The 16,219-nt window shown below is 36.8% G+C and carries 14 protein-coding genes; 4 read left to right on the top strand and 10 right to left on the bottom strand.

Annotated elements, in window-relative coordinates; all coding sequences use genetic code 11:
• Nucleotides 1-14: 14 nt before the first annotated feature.
• On the bottom strand, nt 15-2,231 hold the full coding sequence (locus H529_RS11440; RefSeq protein WP_022855297.1) for a TonB-dependent receptor: 2,217 nt from the start codon (nt 2,229-2,231) through the stop codon (nt 15-17).
• Nucleotides 2,232-2,512: 281 nt separating this feature from the next.
• Here H529_RS11440 and H529_RS0104185 point away from each other — a divergent pair, with 281 nt between their 5' ends.
• The 3 genes from H529_RS0104185 (at nt 2,513) to hslU (ending at nt 5,581) form a co-directional block, all read left to right on the top strand.
• Entirely contained in the window at nt 2,513-3,544 is a 1,032-nt protein-coding gene (locus tag H529_RS0104185) for an alcohol dehydrogenase catalytic domain-containing protein (protein WP_028843043.1), read from the top strand.
• Nucleotides 3,545-3,728: 184 nt separating this feature from the next.
• Nucleotides 3,729-4,256, top strand: coding sequence for an ATP-dependent protease subunit HslV (hslV, locus tag H529_RS0104180; RefSeq protein ID WP_022855295.1), 528 nt, complete (start codon nt 3,729-3,731; stop codon nt 4,254-4,256).
• Nucleotides 4,253-5,581 (top strand): ATP-dependent protease ATPase subunit HslU, encoded by a 1,329-nt coding sequence (hslU, locus tag H529_RS0104175; RefSeq protein WP_022855294.1) that lies wholly within the window; start codon nt 4,253-4,255, stop codon nt 5,579-5,581. The genes hslV and hslU overlap by 4 nt, the downstream gene beginning before the upstream one ends.
• Here the strand turns inward: hslU and rimO are convergent.
• The 4 genes from rimO to H529_RS0104155 are packed head-to-tail and all read right to left on the bottom strand — an operon-like array spanning nt 5,571 to nt 8,970.
• Nucleotides 5,571-6,869, bottom strand: a complete 1,299-nt coding sequence (rimO, locus tag H529_RS0104170; RefSeq protein ID WP_022855293.1) for a 30S ribosomal protein S12 methylthiotransferase RimO — start codon at nt 6,867-6,869, stop codon at nt 5,571-5,573. The genes hslU and rimO overlap by 11 nt on opposite strands.
• Nucleotides 6,863-7,228: an aspartate 1-decarboxylase gene (gene panD, locus H529_RS0104165; protein WP_022855292.1), complete on the bottom strand. Its 366-nt coding sequence runs from the start codon at nt 7,226-7,228 to the stop codon at nt 6,863-6,865. The genes rimO and panD overlap by 7 nt, the downstream gene beginning before the upstream one ends.
• Nucleotides 7,229-7,243: 15 nt before the next feature.
• Nucleotides 7,244-8,092: a pantoate--beta-alanine ligase gene (gene panC, locus H529_RS0104160; RefSeq protein ID WP_022855291.1), complete on the bottom strand. Its 849-nt coding sequence runs from the start codon at nt 8,090-8,092 to the stop codon at nt 7,244-7,246.
• A gap of 2 nt (nt 8,093-8,094) precedes the next feature.
• A complete protein-coding gene (locus H529_RS0104155) occupies nt 8,095-8,970 on the bottom strand; it encodes a L,D-transpeptidase family protein (protein ID WP_022855290.1) in 876 nt (291 codons plus the stop codon).
• A gap of 189 nt (nt 8,971-9,159) precedes the next feature.
• Here H529_RS0104155 and flgM point away from each other — a divergent pair, with 189 nt between their 5' ends.
• Entirely contained in the window at nt 9,160-9,480 is a 321-nt protein-coding gene (flgM, locus tag H529_RS10075) for a flagellar biosynthesis anti-sigma factor FlgM (protein WP_022855288.1), read from the top strand.
• Here the strand turns inward: flgM and rfaE2 are convergent.
• From rfaE2 to H529_RS0104120, 5 genes are all read right to left on the bottom strand, one after another.
• Nucleotides 9,464-10,645: a D-glycero-beta-D-manno-heptose 1-phosphate adenylyltransferase gene (gene rfaE2, locus H529_RS11435; RefSeq protein WP_022855287.1), complete on the bottom strand. Its 1,182-nt coding sequence runs from the start codon at nt 10,643-10,645 to the stop codon at nt 9,464-9,466. The genes flgM and rfaE2 overlap by 17 nt on opposite strands.
• A gap of 11 nt (nt 10,646-10,656) precedes the next feature.
• Nucleotides 10,657-11,370 (bottom strand): ComF family protein, encoded by a 714-nt coding sequence (locus H529_RS11180; protein WP_022855286.1) that lies wholly within the window; start codon nt 11,368-11,370, stop codon nt 10,657-10,659.
• A complete protein-coding gene (locus H529_RS0104130; RefSeq protein ID WP_022855285.1) occupies nt 11,354-12,493 on the bottom strand; it encodes a M20/M25/M40 family metallo-hydrolase in 1,140 nt (379 codons plus the stop codon). The genes H529_RS11180 and H529_RS0104130 overlap by 17 nt, the downstream gene beginning before the upstream one ends.
• Nucleotides 12,493-12,765, bottom strand: a complete 273-nt coding sequence (locus H529_RS0104125) for an acylphosphatase (protein ID WP_022855284.1) — start codon at nt 12,763-12,765, stop codon at nt 12,493-12,495. Before H529_RS0104125 ends, H529_RS0104130 begins: the two co-directional genes overlap by 1 nt.
• A gap of 99 nt (nt 12,766-12,864) precedes the next feature.
• Nucleotides 12,865-16,083 (bottom strand): PDZ domain-containing protein, encoded by a 3,219-nt coding sequence (locus H529_RS0104120; RefSeq protein WP_022855283.1) that lies wholly within the window; start codon nt 16,081-16,083, stop codon nt 12,865-12,867.
• Nucleotides 16,084-16,219: the final 136 nt, after the last annotated feature.

The following is a 16,219-nucleotide window of genomic DNA, read 5'->3' as shown; positions in this document are numbered from 1 at the left end:
TGTTGTTAATATTACTAAAACTTTAAAGTAAGCTCGGCGAACCATGACCTTCCCGGTGCTCTGTAGTATTGATAGTATTTTCTGTCAAATATGTTATCAACTGAGAAGCTAAGCTTTGCAAACTTAGTTATCTGATATGCAATTCTTCCATCAACGACAAAGTATGGATCATAGGAACCATAAACATTTTTTTCTTTGTCTGAATTGTCATCATTACCATACCACTTATCAACATATCTACCAATGATAAATACTTGAAAACCGGATTTCTCAAACTCAGCTCCTATATTTGCCTTCCATAATGGAGTATATGTCAATCTGCAACCTACAGTTTCTGGCTTTGCCTCATTTTCTTTGATCTCAGAATCTGTATAGGTGAAATTTACGAAAACTCTAAACCAATTTTCAAATTTCTGCTCAAGCTCAAACTCAACTCCACGAGATTCAGCTTTTCCAACATTGACATACTCCTGCCGGGTATATGATCCAATTTTAACAGTTTTACGATAAATTAAGTCTTTCATGTAGTTTTCAAAATATATCAGGGATACCTTTGCACCTTTCCAGAGTTTCTGCTCAACTCCAATATCCCATGAGGTAACTTTTTCAGGGTCTAAATCAGGATTGGAAACGTAGATGGTTGACCCAGAAGTCCATGTTCTGTAAAGCTCATATACTGTTGGTGGTCTAAATGCCTTTCCAATCGAGCCACGAAGGGTTGTAATAGCAAAGGGTTTATAAACAAGAGCAAATTTCGGACTAAAAGAAGAAGCGGTCTTTGATGGATACTCCTTTGGATATCCAGCTTTACCAACATCATTAGCATATCCATCATAGGTTTTCCACCAATCCTGCCTGAATCCAATATAAGCAGTAAGATTATTAAGAAGCATTATCTCATCCTGAATGAAGAAAGAGTAGGTCTTATCCTTCCCCTTTGATTCATATTTTAAGGTTGTTGTTAAGTTTTCGTCCTTCCAGTTTTTGAGATATTTTTCTTTTGTATTTGCATATCCGTGTCTGAAAGAACCACCAAAGGTAAGAATCTGATTGTTGAATAGTGGAACACTAAACTGCAGGTCTGCCATGTAAGCTTTTGCTGGAGTATTTGATACATAGCATGAAGTTGAAGTACAGCTACCATCCAACTTTGCACCAGAACTTGTTGTTACATACCAATCTTTTTCTGTGTCAAGGTATGAAAGATTTAGCTTCATCTTTAAGTCTTTAAAAAGAGAGGTCTCAAAACTCAGGGCATAGGTATTCTGAATTCTTCCTCCAGCACCATTAAGGAATGAGTTTTCTGTAACAGATCCGTAAGACCAAACTGGATTTCCTGCGGCATTTCTCAAGTAAGTATGAGGATCATCGTAGTTATACTCATAACGATTTCTCATAAATGAAATATTTATCTTCGTATCCTTTGTAAACTCATACTGTGCCTTAATTGTTATTCCATCATCCCACCACCTATTATCTCCCTTATCACCAATTAAATAGGCAGTTTTACCCTCTTTCGTGGAGGTTACCTCATATCCGGTAATTCCTACTGGTGGCTTTGTTGTCTGGACATTCAAAACAGTGGGATATCCATTTGTTCCCTGCCAGCCATAGCTTAAAAATATGCTAAATTTGCCCCAAAGTTTATCTCCATAAGAAATATAAACTCTTCTTAAGTCATCCATTGCCTCTCCGCGGTCCCAGCTTGAGCCATATCCTGTTTTAAAGGTAAATTCTCTCTTTTCAGGCATCTTTGTGATAAAGTTTACAACACCACCCATCGCATAACCACCATATAGAGAGGAAAAAGGTCCTTTTACAACCTCAACTCTTTCAAGGTCTTCAGGAAAGTATCCGCCCATTTTTACATTTCCAGTATAGGGATTATTTAGAACAACTCCATCAATCATAATCAAAGTTCTTTTTTGTTCAGGAATTCCTCTTAGAGTAATAAAAGAAAGTGTATCCATCAAGCCCTTGCCCCTTCTTACCATGACCCCAGGGATATCATTAAGTGTTTGATCAATTGTTTTTGGAGCTTTAAGCTCGATCTTTTCCTTTGTAACAACATTTACAGAAGCTGGAGCAGATCCCACCTCTTTCTCAGTTCTCGTTGCAGTTACCACAATCTCCTCAAGCTTTGTCTCTTTTTCTTCAGCAAAAGAAGGAATAAAAGCTGTTAAAATCCAAATCAAAACAAATAAAAACTTAACACAAAATCGAAAAATCATGTCTATACCTCCTAAAATTTTTATTTTGTAGCTACTTTTTTAAAATACTTTTGCATTTTTTATAAAATATTTTATATGTATTTTAAAAATTTTTATAAAAATGCTTATTTTTAAAACTTGTATAACATAAAATATTACCTTGTCAAGTTTAATAAAATTAAAAGAACTATAATTTTATGTTTGTTTCAAAGGATTTTTGTTTTCTTTATTATCTAAGTTTTCATATTATTTTAAAAACAACGTATAGATTGCGGAGGTTGGATATGGAGAAGGGAAAAATGATGAAGGCCTGGGTAATCGATAAGGTTGGGCTCCTCTCACCCGATTCTTTAAAGCTGGTTGAACTTCCTGTTCCAGAGGTTAAGGAGGACGAAATTTTGGTTAAGGTCTACTTTTGTGGGATTTGCCATACAGAGCTTGACGAAATTGAAGGGCGAGTCACACCAGACATTTTACCCGTTGTTCCAGGGCACCAAATAGTGGGAGAGGTGGTTGAGGTAGGGCCAAAAGTTAAAAAATTTAAGATAGGAGATAAAGTAGGAGCTGGTTGGATTTATAGTTCTTGCCAAAGGTGTGAATATTGTCAAAGAGGCTTGGAGAACCTTTGTCAAGAATTTAAAGCCACAGGTAAAGACGCTAACGGAGGGTATGCAGAATATTTTAAGATAAAAGAAACTTTTGCCTTTGCCATCCCTGAGGGATTAACGCTTATGGAGGCTGCACCTTTATTTTGTGCAGGAGCTATCGGATATAGGGCTCTTAAGCTTACTCAGCTAAAAGGTGAAGAAGGAGAAACCTTAGGGCTTTCTGGTTTTGGAGCCTCAAACCATTTAGTCCTAAAACTGGTAAAAGCCCTATTTCCTAAAGTCAAAACCTATGTTTTTGCCAGAAACCCTAAACAAAGAGAACATGCACTGAGTCTTGGTGCAGATTGGGCAGGAGACTTTGAAGAAACTCCACCTGAGGGTCTTAAAGCTATAATCGATACCACTCCAGTCTGGCGTCCTTTACTTCTCCTTAAGAACCTAAAACCAAACGGAAGGTTTATCATAAACGCCGTCCGCAAGGAAGAGCAAGACAAAGAAAAACTTCTTTTTCTTGATTATGGAAGAGACCTGTGGCTTGAAAAAGAGATAAAGTCTGTGGCTAACATTACCCGTCAAGACCTTGAAGAGTTTTTGTCTCTTGCTAAAAGGTTAAAACTTAAGCCAGACGTTATAGGTTATCCCTTTTATGAAGCTCCCAAGGCCCTTTTGGAACTTAAAGAAGGTAGGATAAAAGGAGCCAAGGTCTTAACCATGGTAAATTTTTAGTCATAAAGTATAACTTATAGCCTTTCTATGTTGTAGTTTTATTAACTTACCGTTGAAAGGTTCTTTTTAAGGTTTTAAAGTTTAAACCCAGATAAAAACAGATAGACTTTAGTTTATGATGTTTTCAGCATCAAAATCTTTATAAGTACTTTTTAATTTTAGTTTTTGTGGTATAAATAAATACATGTTTCATGGGACAACGGTTATAGCAGTCAAAAAAGACGGCAAGGTGGCTATAGCAGGTGACGGTCAAGTCACTTTTGGCAACACTATCTTAAAACACAAGGCCAAAAAAATACGAAAACTCTATAAAGGGAACGTGGTGGTTGGTTTTGCTGGTTCTACGGCAGATGCTTTAACCCTGTTTGAGAGATTAGAAAAAAAGCTTGAAGCTTATGGAGGGCAGCTCTTAAGGGCTGCGGTTGAGCTTGCTAAGGACTGGAGGACAGATAAGATCTTAAGAAGGCTTGAAGCCTTTTTAATAGCTTGTGATAAAGAGCACATCCTTCTCATCTCGGGGGCAGGAGATGTGGTAGAGCCAGACGAAGAGGTGGTGGCCATAGGTTCAGGTGGACCGATGGCTTTAGCTGCAGCCAAGGCCTTACTCAGATACTCTGAGCTTTCTGCCAAAGAAATCGCAGAAACCGCCATCAAAATCGCAGGAGAAATCTGTATCTACACCAATTTAGAAATAACGGTTGAAGAGCTATGAATGAGCCAAAAGAGTTTACTCCAAGAGAAATCGTAGCAGAGCTTAACAGGTATATCGTAGGACAAGACAGGGCAAAAAAGGCTGTTGCCATAGCTATGCGTAACCGCTGGAGAAGACAACAGTTAAAAGAAGATTTAAAAGAAGAGATCTATCCTAAAAATATCTTGATGATCGGGCCTACAGGGGTTGGAAAAACAGAGATAGCAAGAAGGTTAGCCAAACTTTCTAACGCCCCCTTTCTAAAAGTTGAGGCTACCAAGTTTACTGAAGTAGGTTATGTAGGTAGAGACGTAGAATCGATGATAAGAGATTTAGTCCACATAGCTGTTAAAATGGTAAGAGAAGAGGAAGAGAAAAAGGTTTTAGAAAAGGCAAAAACTTTAGCAGAAGAAAGGGTGGTAGATCTTCTTTTACCTTCTACCTCTCCAAAGGTAGAATATGACCCTCTTACCAGGGAAAAATTTCTTAAAATGTTAAGGGAAGGGATCTTAAATGACAGATATGTAGAAATCGAGGTTGAGGCCTCACAAAAACCTCCTACCATAGAAATCCTTGCAGCCTCAGGGTTAGAAGAAATAGAAATGCAACTTAAAGATATGCTTTCTACCCTTTTACCGTTTAAACCAAAAAAAAGAAAGGTAAAAGTAAAAGAGGCTTTAGAGATTTTAACTAAAGAAGAAGCAGCTAAGCTTATAGACATGGATAAAGTAATAAAGGAAGCCATAAGAAGGACGGAGACAAACGGCATCATCTTCATAGATGAGATAGACAAGATTGCAAGTCGAGGAGAAGGGCATGGCCCTGATGTTTCAAGAGAAGGAGTTCAAAGAGACTTACTCCCCATCGTAGAAGGAACCACGGTTAACACCAAATATGGGATGGTAAGAACAGATTATATTCTTTTCATCGGAAGTGGAGCCTTCCATATAGCAAAACCCTCAGATTTGATACCTGAACTTCAAGGTAGGTTCCCTATTAGAGTAGAATTGGATCCTTTGACCAAAGAAGATTTTATCCGAATTCTTACTGAAACTGAAAACGCAATCATCAAACAATACAAGGCCTTATTAGCTACTGAACAAGTAGAGATAGATTTTACTCCAGAAACTATCGAAGAAATAGCTAAGGTTGCCTTTGAACTTAATCAAAAAATGGAAAATATCGGTGCAAGAAGGCTCTACACCGTGATGGAAAAAGTGTTAGAAGATATCTCTTTTGAAGCACCAGACATCGCACCTACTAAAGTAGTAATTACCCCAGAATATGTAAGAGAAAAATTAGAAAGTATTATACAAGATCAAGAGTTGGCAAAGTTTATTCTATAATAGGTTCAACATATAGGTCGTAAGTGGTTGTTTTTTTTACCTTTCCTTTGATTAATTCTCCTGGCATTAATTTAAGGTTTGACCTCTTAGGTGAAAGGAGATAGGTGATACCGTCTACCTCTGGGGCTTGAGTCTTAGATATCCCCCAAAATCTTCCTTTTTCATCTTCCCCTAACAAAAGCACCTCTTCTTCCTTCCCTTTTCTTAACTTTAACCTTTTTTTAGAAATCTCTTTCTGTAGTCTCAAAACTTCCCGTCTTCTTCTTAACCTTTCTCTATAAGGAACCTTACCTGGGAGTTTTTCAGCTAAAGTACCTTCTTCAGGATAAAAAGGGAATACCCCTAAGTGATCAAACTCAACCTCTTTCAAAAAATTACAAAGGAACTCAAACTCTTTTTCTCCTTCCCCAGGAAAACCAACCATCACCGTAGTCCTGAACGCAACCTCTGGGATTACCGTTCTAAGATAAAATATAGTTTCTGCCAAAGACTCTATGTGATTAGGCCTTCTCATGGCTTTTAAAATCTCTGGATGAGCATGCTGGATAGGAAGGTCAAAATAAGGAACTACTTTAGGTATGGATAAAAGGTCTTCTAGAAATCTTCTTAGGTTAGGAACAGGATAAAGATAAAGTAGTCTTATCCTAAACTCAAAAGGAAGTTTACTCAAGGTTTTAACCAGATTTACCAAATCTACTTTTGGTTTTAGGTCTAAACCATAGGAAGTTATGTCCTGAGCTACCAGGATAAGTTCCTTTACCCCAAGGGTAAGTAAAAACTCGGCTTCCTTTAGCAATAAATCTACAGGCTTACTTTTTAGACGTCCTCTTATACGAGGGATAGTACAATAAGCACAGTTTCTATTACAACCTTCGGAGATCTTTAAAAAGGCATAAAAGGGATTTTCTGTTAGTATTCTTTCATACGGCTCTTGTTTAGCAAAATACTGATAAGGTTCTATCCCGTAAAATTCGTCTACCTCAGGTAAAAGTTCTTTTAACTTTTCTACCCCGTATCTTCCTGTTAGACAACCAGAAACTATAAGGGCTTGCCCCTGTTTTTTAATTTCCCCTAAATCAAAAATATGTTCTAACGATTCTTCTATCGCCGGTTTAATAAAAGCACAGGTATTAACCCAAAAGTGGGTTGCTTCTTCAGGAACAAGAACTATTTCTGCCCCTTGTTTAATCAACAGGGCAAGTAACTTTTCAAAATCAGCCTTGTTTTTAGCACAACCAAGGCTTACAGGATAGATCCTCAGTCTTTTTTCACTCACGAGTTTTAACAAGAAGAAACCTTTTTAAGATTTAAGACCTGATTTTTTTCGTCTAAATAAACTAAAATGGTATAAAAGCTTTCTAACTCATTTTCAGGGACCCAAGCATAAGAGGCTATGATAATCCTATCTCCAACCTCCCCTAACCTTGCGGCTGCTCCGTTTAAAACCACCTCGCCTTTTTCTCCCTCTATAAGGTAGGTTTCAAACCTGATCCCGTTGTTAATATTGTAAATCCATACAGCTTCAAAAGGTCTAAGATTAGCTTTTTTGATAAGCTCTTTATCTAAGGTTAACGAACCTTCATATAGCAAATTTTTATCAGTTATCGTGGCTAAATGAATTTTACTTTTTAGCAGTTTTATCAGCATCAACTCCCCTCGGATTTAAAGTTTTATCAGCCTATTATCTATTAATCTTGCTTTACCAACATAAGCAGCGATCGCACAAACCACAGGTTTTTCTATTACTTCTACCGGGTCCAAGGTCTCTGGGTCTACGATCTCTATATACTGAACTATTAAATAAGGATGCATTCTTAGGAATTCAAAGAGGGTTTTCTTTATTTTCTCAGGATTTTTTTCTCCTTCTTTTACTAATTTTTCGGCAAGTTCAAGCGCCCTATTTAAGCTTAACGCAGATTCTCTTTCCTTAGGAGATAGATAAATGTTTCTTGAACTCATCGCAAGTCCATCTGGCTCTCTTACAGTAGGGCTACCCACGATTTCTATATCAAGGTTTAAGTCTTTTACCATCTGTTTTATAACCAAAAGTTGTTGATAATCCTTTTCTCCAAAAACGGCTACATCAGGCTGTATGATGTTAAAAAGCTTTAACACAACCGTGGTGACTCCTTTAAAATGTCCTGGTCTAAAAGCTCCACACAACTTATCAGTCAGGTTTACAACTTCTACATAGGTTTGATAGTCCGAAGGATACATCTCTTCTTCTGAAGGCACAAATACCACGTCTACCTCTTCTTTTTCTAACAAACTTATATCTCGTTCTAAATCCCTTGGATACTCTCTAAAATCTTCTCTTGGACCAAACTGTAAAGGATTAACAAAAATGCTTACTACTACTTTATCCGCAAGAGATTTGGCCTTTCTTACCAAAGAAAGATGGCCTTCATGCAGATAACCCATCGTAGGTACAAAACCTACTTTATACCCTTGGATTTTTAATTCCTTAACCTTAGCCTTCATCTCAGGAATGGTTTTTATTACCTCAACCATAGCTAAAACTCCAAAATTTTATAAGGATTTAATAAATTTTCTAAGTTTTCTAAAAGGACGTTTTTAAGTTGGTCTTCTTGATTAACCTTGCCAAACTCGTCACTCCTTATCTGTTCTTTAAGTTCCCCTTGCACCCATTTTTTTATCTCTAAATAACGAGCTCCCTTATAGGTCTCTCTAAGGGTAAAGGTTAAAAATACATAATCATTTAATTTTAAATATAACTCACCTTCCCAAAAATCCAAAGGCTTGATCCTAACAGGATAAATTAGTTTCTTTAATATTTCATAAAGAGGCTTTTGAGAGTTTAAAATAATCACCTTTTGTCCTTCAGAAATCCTGTTTAAAAGGTCCCTCAGATCTCTATCCTCCAAAGCGATACACCCTTGGGTCCAAAAATAATCCTTCTTTCCTTTTTCTTTCCTATAGGCACCACCCCCATGTATTCCTATCTTACTTCCTAAAGGAGTTTGTTCTACTTTAGCATTGGCTAAAAAGGTTTCTAAATAAACGGCCAACTGTTCTTTAGAAATAAACCCTTTGTAATAGGCCCATCCAAGGTCGTTTAAATTAGGATAGTTTATTTCTATAAAATACCCAAAACTTTTAGACGGTCTTATTTCAGTTATCTTATAAAGGCCCTCTGGGGTTAAAAAGTCCCCCCTTTTTTCCTTAGGAAGTAGGCTGTCTAACCCCAACCCTACAGGATAAACCTTTTGTATTTTCTGATTCTCTAAAACCTTTAAGGTTCTTTCTCCCTTGTCTATCAAAAGTGTTAAAGCATAACTTGAGCTTGTGATCAATAAGTTTGCAACTAAGAATAAAAAAACTTTTAAAAACCTGTTTTTTATTCCTAAGCAAAAACATGCTTTAACCATAATCTTTAAAAGAACCTTTATTTTTTTCTAAAATTATTCTCTTTTTGGTTTTTACCAGAAACCAAAGGTTTTTAATTAAAAGATTTGACAAAAAATTTTTTATGTTTATTATATAATAAAAAGGAACTAAAGAAATACTAACTTGTTCCGATATAAAATATAAACCGTAAAAAAGCGAGGTGATATTTAATGAAAATCAACGACCTTTTAGGGGTAAACGTTGAAAATCTTAAGAACTTAAAAGAGGCTAAAAAAAGAGAAGAGGTAGTTTCTTCAGAGGTTAAACCAAAGGAAGGTGAAGCAAAGGCTAAGGAGGCTTCTCCTGCGGTGGTAGAGCTTTCTTCTCAAAACCTAATAGAAAAAGCTGTTAAAAGGGCTTCTCAACTTCCTGAGATAAGAGAAGAAAAGGTTGCTCAAATTAAAGCTCAAATCGAGGCCGGGACTTATAACGTCTCTAACAGAGAGATCGCAAGAGCTATGGTAGGTACTCTCCTTAATGAGATTGCTTAATCTTACCTATTAACCCTGTAGTAGAAACTTGATAAGAAAAATCGATACGTATAACTTTTCCTCCATAACTTTTCACAAACTTTGCTCCTATAATCTGGTCTTCTTTCCAGTCTGATCCTTTTACTAAAAAATCGGGTTTTAGCTCCTTTATAAGCCTTTCTGGGGTTTCTTCATCAAAGAGAACTATATAATCTATGCATTCAAGACCAGAGAGAACCCTGGCTCTAAATTCCTGAGGATTAACCGGCCTTGTTGGTCCTTTGATTTTTTTTACTGAAAGGTCGCTGTTTAATCCTATGACTAAAAAATCTCCTAAGGACCGTGCCTTTTCAAGATAGTCTACATGGCCGGCATGAAGAAGGTCAAAACATCCGTTGGTAAAAACCATCTTTTGACCCTTAGCCCTTCTTTTAGTCACATGTCTTTTCAGTTCTTCAAGGGTTTTAAGCTTGTTTTTTTGGGGTAAAAATGGGGTTTTAAGCGGATAGATAAGAGGATTAAACCTTTCTGGCAACACAAACTCAAAGACCTCTGGTTGTTTATCCGTAAGCTGAGTTAAAACCTCCCCTTCAGGAGAAACCACCAAAGAAAACCCACATCCGTTGACCCCAACCAGATAAGTTTGATTTTCTACAGCCCTTGCCCAGCTTAGATTCAACCAGTGTTTAATCCTTTCTAAAGGCCAAAGAGCAAACACCAAAAGAAGGTCTGCACCTGCCTTTATAAGGTCTCTGGCAAACTCAGGAGACCTAAGTTCAAAGCAAATCAATATTCCTAAAGAAAAACCTGCTAAATCAAAAATTCTCGTCCCTAAACCCGAGGCAAAAGGCTCGTCTAATCCTGGAAAAAGAAGGAGCTTTTGGGCTAAAGGTTCTACCTTATCTTTGGTTAAACGATAAACTGCGTTAAAAATTCTATCTTTATCATACCAGGGAGCTCCAAGAAGAACTACCTTATCGTTTGATAAAACCTTTGTTATTTCTAAAAGAAAAGATAGAACTTTTTCTTGGTTTAAACTTTTTAAATCTACATCATATCCAGTAAGAGCTAATTCAGGAAAAACCACTAAGTTTCCTTTAGCCTTGGTTAAAAGCTCTTTAATGGTCTCTACGTTTTGTTTTAAATCAGAGGTTGGTTTTATTTGAACTAAAGAAATGTTTAGCATCTTTTTCCCCTTTACATCAACTGATTCCTTGCTACCACCAACACGTATACCTCTTTTGCTCCCTTCATCTTTAAGGCTTTAGCTGCTTCGTTTACCGTAGCACCTGTAGTCATTACATCGTCTATAAGAAGGACTTTTTTATCTTTTACCCAATCTTTGGCTAAAAAGGCTCCTTTTACGTTTTCCCAACGTTCTTTACCGGTAAGCTCGGTTTGAGGTTTGGTACATTTAACCCTGAATATAGCTTCTGAAAAGGGTTTTCTTCCAAGAAAACCCCAGGCTAAAAGAGTACTTTGGTTGAAACCTCGTTCTCTTAATCGCTCGTTAGAAAGAGGAACAGGGATGATCATATCAACATCGCTAAGTAAGAAAGAAAAAAATGTCCTTATCAGCTTTCCCAAGGCAAAAGCCAACCTGAAATCCTGAGCAAACTTTACCCGCAACAGCCACTCAGAAATAGGTTCCTTATACTGAAAAAGGGCAAAAACTCTATCAAAATAAAAGTTTTTTTGGGAACAATAGGAGCAATATTCTATCCTATCTATACCTTTTTCAAGCAGGCTTTCAGATACCAAACTTCCACACCTTTGGCAATAAAGCTTTAAAAAAGGTAGTGTATTTAAACATCGCCTACAAACAAATACTTCTTGAGGTTTAAGATGATGGTTGCAGACTTCACAAAACTCTGGAAAGAAAAAATCGAGAACTTTATTTAAAAGACTCACCCTTGGCCTTTACGATCTCAACCACAATTTGGGTGGCTTTTACCAGATCTTTTACCCTGATGAACTCTTCTGTGGTATGAACCTTTTGCATCCCCGTACCTAAAATTACCGCTTTTTTTCCTCTCTCGTTAAAAATGTTAGCGTCTGACCCTCCCTCCTTCTTTATAAAGAAAAAATTTATTCCTAACCTTTCCCCGGCTTGTTTTATAGGTTGCAAAATAGGGTCATCAGGAGAGATTAAAAAAGCTTGATATAGTTTTTCAAACCTTACAGAAACCTTAGGTAAATCCTCTATTTTAGGTTGATAACCTTTTTCTACCTTTGCACCAAGGTCTTCTATCTGTTGGATCATACTTTCTAAGGTTTTTGAGTTATGACTTCTTATCTCTCCTTCTGCCTCTGCACTTTCTGGTACGATGTTAACGTATTTACCCCCTGAGATAATACCTATGTTCATCGTACTTTCTTGGTCTATTCTCCCGGGATTTAACTCAGCTATCAGTTTTGATAACACGTGAATAGCATTTACCCCTTTTTCTGGTTCAAGACCTGCATGGGCAGCTTTCCCTTTAACCTTAATCTTAAACTTGTAAGAAGACGGGGCACCGATGGTTACTACCTCTGGATTTTCACTGTCTAAAACATATCCTTCTTTAGCATCTATCAATTCTAAATCAAGAAACTTAGCCCCTAACAACCCTATCTCTTCGCAGGTGGTAAAAATAAACTCTAAAGGCGGATGGGGAAATCGGTTTTCTCTAAGAACTCTGGCTAATTCTACCAAGATAGCTATACCTGATTTATCGTCAGCCCCGAGGATGGTCCTTCCGTCAGTTTTAAAAACCCCGTTTTCAAAAATAATCTTAAGATTTTCACAAGGTCCCACTGTATCAAGGTGAGCACAAAAAAATATAGGAGGAGCTGGGATCATTCCAGGGATTTTAACGATAAGATTTCCTACCTCTGAACCGGTATTTTCTGCAGATTTATCAAAAAAACAACGATATCCAAGGGCCTCAAAGATGTCTGCCAGATAATGAGCAAGTTTTCCTTCTTTTTTCGAAGGACTTTCTATAGAAAGAAGGGTTTGAAATTCTAAAACTAATCTGTCTATATCGATCATTAACGTCTTATCCTAAAGTCGTTAAATTCACCTTTATAAGGCTCTTCTATCGCCTCTACGTGAGTCACCTTAGCATAAGGAGAGCCTCGATGACACCAGGCTACCATCTGATCGACTGCCTCATCTTCGCCTTCAAATACCGCCTCAACCCTTCCGTCAGGAAGATTTCTCACCCAACCTTTTACCCCAAGTCTTAAAGCTTCTTCTTCTGTATAAGCTCTAAAATAAACTCCTTGTACCTTACCAGAGATATAAACATGGACCCTTTTCATAAGGGCTCCCCCATCGATCTTTAGTTATAAGCTATGTTTAGAAGTATAATAAACCTTCAACAAAAGTCAAGGCTAAAGGGGGCTTTCGCATAATCTAACTTATAGCTGAGGATTTTCTTTAGCTTTAGCAAGTTTTTCCAACTCCTCTTCTATTTCCTTTATACGCTTTATAGTCTTAGCCATATATTCTTTTTGTGTAACTACAGCCTTAAAGTATAGATCTAAGTTCTTTTCAAATTCTTTCATCTTCTTCCAATGAATAAAGATCGTGGTTACATCATACCCAGTATTAACCAAATGATATAAAGTTTTGGTCAATTTCTTGGTGTAATCTCCTATACCAGGAAGGGCATTTACTGCTTTAACCAATCCTTCTGCTATATCTTCCCAGGTTTTGGGATCCATCGAGGCCCAATCTGTAAAATCTTTAGTATCCAAAAGTTGTTGAAATTTTTCAATTTCTCTCAACCGATCTGGATATTTAGAAAATTCATGTTTTATATTTTCAAAAATGTTTTCCTGGATCATATCTAACATAACTTCTTTAAATCTGGCTTCACTGCTTGAAATAGCCCGTTCAGTCTTTTCCCTCCAACTTTCAAACTCTTTAGTATTTTCCATGATAATCTTAGTTAACTGGTCTAAGTTGGTTTTCGCAAGTTCAAGTTTATGCCTTAGGTCTGTCAATTCTTCTCTAAGTTTACGCTCATCAGGCAAAAAACCTTCTTTTTTGACTTTTTTATCCTTTTCAGTCTTAGGTTTTAAATCCTCAGGTTTAGGCTTTAAAGCTGCTACATCTATGAAAGAAGGTTTTTTGGGGTTTAATTGAACCAATTCCTGTTCTATTCTCTTGTAATCTAACGGGTTATTTCTATAACTGTTTAAAAGTTCGTTAAGTTTTTGCAAGGACTCTTTTATCTTAGCTTCTTTAACCTTAGCCTCAGTTAAAATTTGCTGGTACTTTTCTGGGTCAACGTCTTTATAACCTTCTGCTACCTTTAAATCTTTTTTCAATTTCACATATTCATCAAGATTAGCCCCGACGACTTCTAAAGTTTTTTGAGTAAAAACTCCTTGAGAGCCTGCTGGTAAAGAACTAAGTTTAGGATTAACTGTAGGAGGTATTTTAATCCCTAAGCTCCCAAGGTCGATATGACCAACCATAGCTTGAGCACTTTTTTCAGCAAGGGCTCTGGCAGCCTCAAGGTCGCCTGCAAGGGCTGAAGCTACAGCCTTTTCAGCTAAAACTGAGCTTGATTCCAGCTGATGAAGTGCATCTTTAGTTTCTATATATTTTTCCTGTATCCAAGCATTATTCTTTTCAGCATAGTCTACACCTCCTCCATGATTTTCAACAAAAAAGGAAAAGGTATCTCTTGTTTTTGAAGAATAAAAAGTAGCTACCGTAGTTCCTGTTACCCCAGTAAGACTTTCTAACTGCACTTTTTGATATTCAGGTATAAACACCTTAAGGTGGTTAGAATGAATCCATCTGGCTAAAGCTATTATCTTCTGAACCTCTCGCATAGTATGAAGAGAAGGAAATATCTGAGCGAATTCTTCATATCTTCCTGTTAACGTTTGTGAATATTCTTTTAAGATCTCGTTATACCAAGAAGGCATCCCTGAATATAGACTTTCACTACCGATTTTAACCTCAGATTTCCCAAAATAAATCGCTGATTTATCTTGACTTACCTTTAACTCAATTCTCCCAGGAAAAAGCCAGTATCTATCAAAACCACTTTGCATCATCTGAAACTCTCTGAGTTTTCCCTTTTCCTCAGCCTTTTTACTGAGATAAGCCACAAAAGGATCAAAATCTTTAAAAGTCGCTGTCTCAGGATTTATTGTAGTTAAATATTTTAAAGTATAGTCTGCATAAAAGAAAATTTTAGCCATATATGTGTCAGAGGGGAGGTTATAGTAAGTAGGCTTAACTTCAATTACCGGCAGTCTAAAACGCTTTTTTAGAAAAGTATCACTTAAAACAAGGTTATTTATTAAAAAATCTATAAGAAACTCTGATTGGATTTTTCCCACCCTTTTATTAGTAATTTCGCTTAGTTCTAAGTCTATTTTGCCTGTTTTTGGGGCTCTTCTTAATAGATCATTTATGGTATGTTCGTCTACCCCAATACCTTTAAAAAGATTTCCGTAAAAAAGAAATAGCAATCTCCGAGTGGCTTCCCAATTATCTATCTGACCGGCATTAAACAAAGTCCTTATTTTTTCAAAATCCTCTATAAGTCCCATTGTTTCGTAAACTTGTCTAAACCAGTGTCCCGCATTTTCCATACCATACGCTTCTGCAAACTTCTGAAATCCCCACCATTCCACCACAGCCTGCCCATACTTACCCTCAAATCCTAACGCCTTAAAAACTTTAATGAAAAAACTTTGCAGATTAAAATACATCTCAAGCTGCTCTTTGCTGTCAAACCTCCATTTTTTTGATTTTGGATCCCACCTAAGATAAGCATTAAATTCCTCTGGGGTTATAGAAAATTTCTTAAGCCTTGCTAAAAGTATCTGTTTTTCTAGCAGCTGGTTATCTGCATATAAAATTTCTTTTAAAATACCTGATAACCAATCAGCCCCATAACTGAGATCTCTGTTAACTTTTGTCATCTTTCGGTCAAAGATATCTTTTATCTCTTTTAAAGCTCTTTCTGTGTTTGGGGTTGGCTCTAAAGAAAAAGATGGATAGGGATATTTCAAAGCCTCGTCTAACATCTGAAAATAAGGTAGAGGACCAGTTTTATACCTGTCATCATAATGTCCAACAAACGTGATCTCTCCGGTGTTTTTATCGATAAAAACTGCGTCTAAAACGTTGATAGAAAGAAGCTTGGTAGATAAACTATCTTTTTCAGAAACCTCTACTCTTTTGTTTGCCTTTTCTATCAACCTCTGCCCTGAATAACTATCAGAAGAAACTCTTTTTATTTCCTGAGGAGCTCTAACCACAACCCCTAAGTTTGGATTTTCCGGGTGTACATGGGTAGAAACATTAAAAATCTTGCCGTTCCTTAAAACTGACATCACGATGTTGGGGTTGTTCCTGCTGAGAGTCCCTGATAAGACAAGTGTTTTTATGTTTTCTAAAGAAACTGGCTGGTTGTTAATCGTTAAAATGATATCTCCTGGGTTTAATCCTGCTTTAGCGGCTGGAGATCCCGTTTCCACGTTGATTACATAAACCCCTTCAGTTTTTAACAATTCTGACCTTACCTCCCTCTTAGCAAGAGCCCATGATACAAAAATCGAGTTTATCAAGATTAGGAGAACCAAAACCCTGATCCCTCTTTTAAACATCTCTGCACCCCTCTATTTTGATGTTAAATTTTTATCACGGGAAAACTGACGTAGATGGAAAAGGTCAAAATAGAGAATAAAAAAACCATAACAAACAGAATTGAAATATCAGAATAAAAACCTCACAAAATGTCAT

It is taken from the genome of Thermodesulfobacterium thermophilum DSM 1276 (assembly GCF_000421605.1).
Classification (GTDB): domain Bacteria; phylum Desulfobacterota; class Thermodesulfobacteria; order Thermodesulfobacteriales; family Thermodesulfobacteriaceae; genus Thermodesulfobacterium; species Thermodesulfobacterium thermophilum.
Note: the sequence above shows the minus strand (reverse complement) of the source record. Positions and strands in the feature narration are given on the sequence as shown.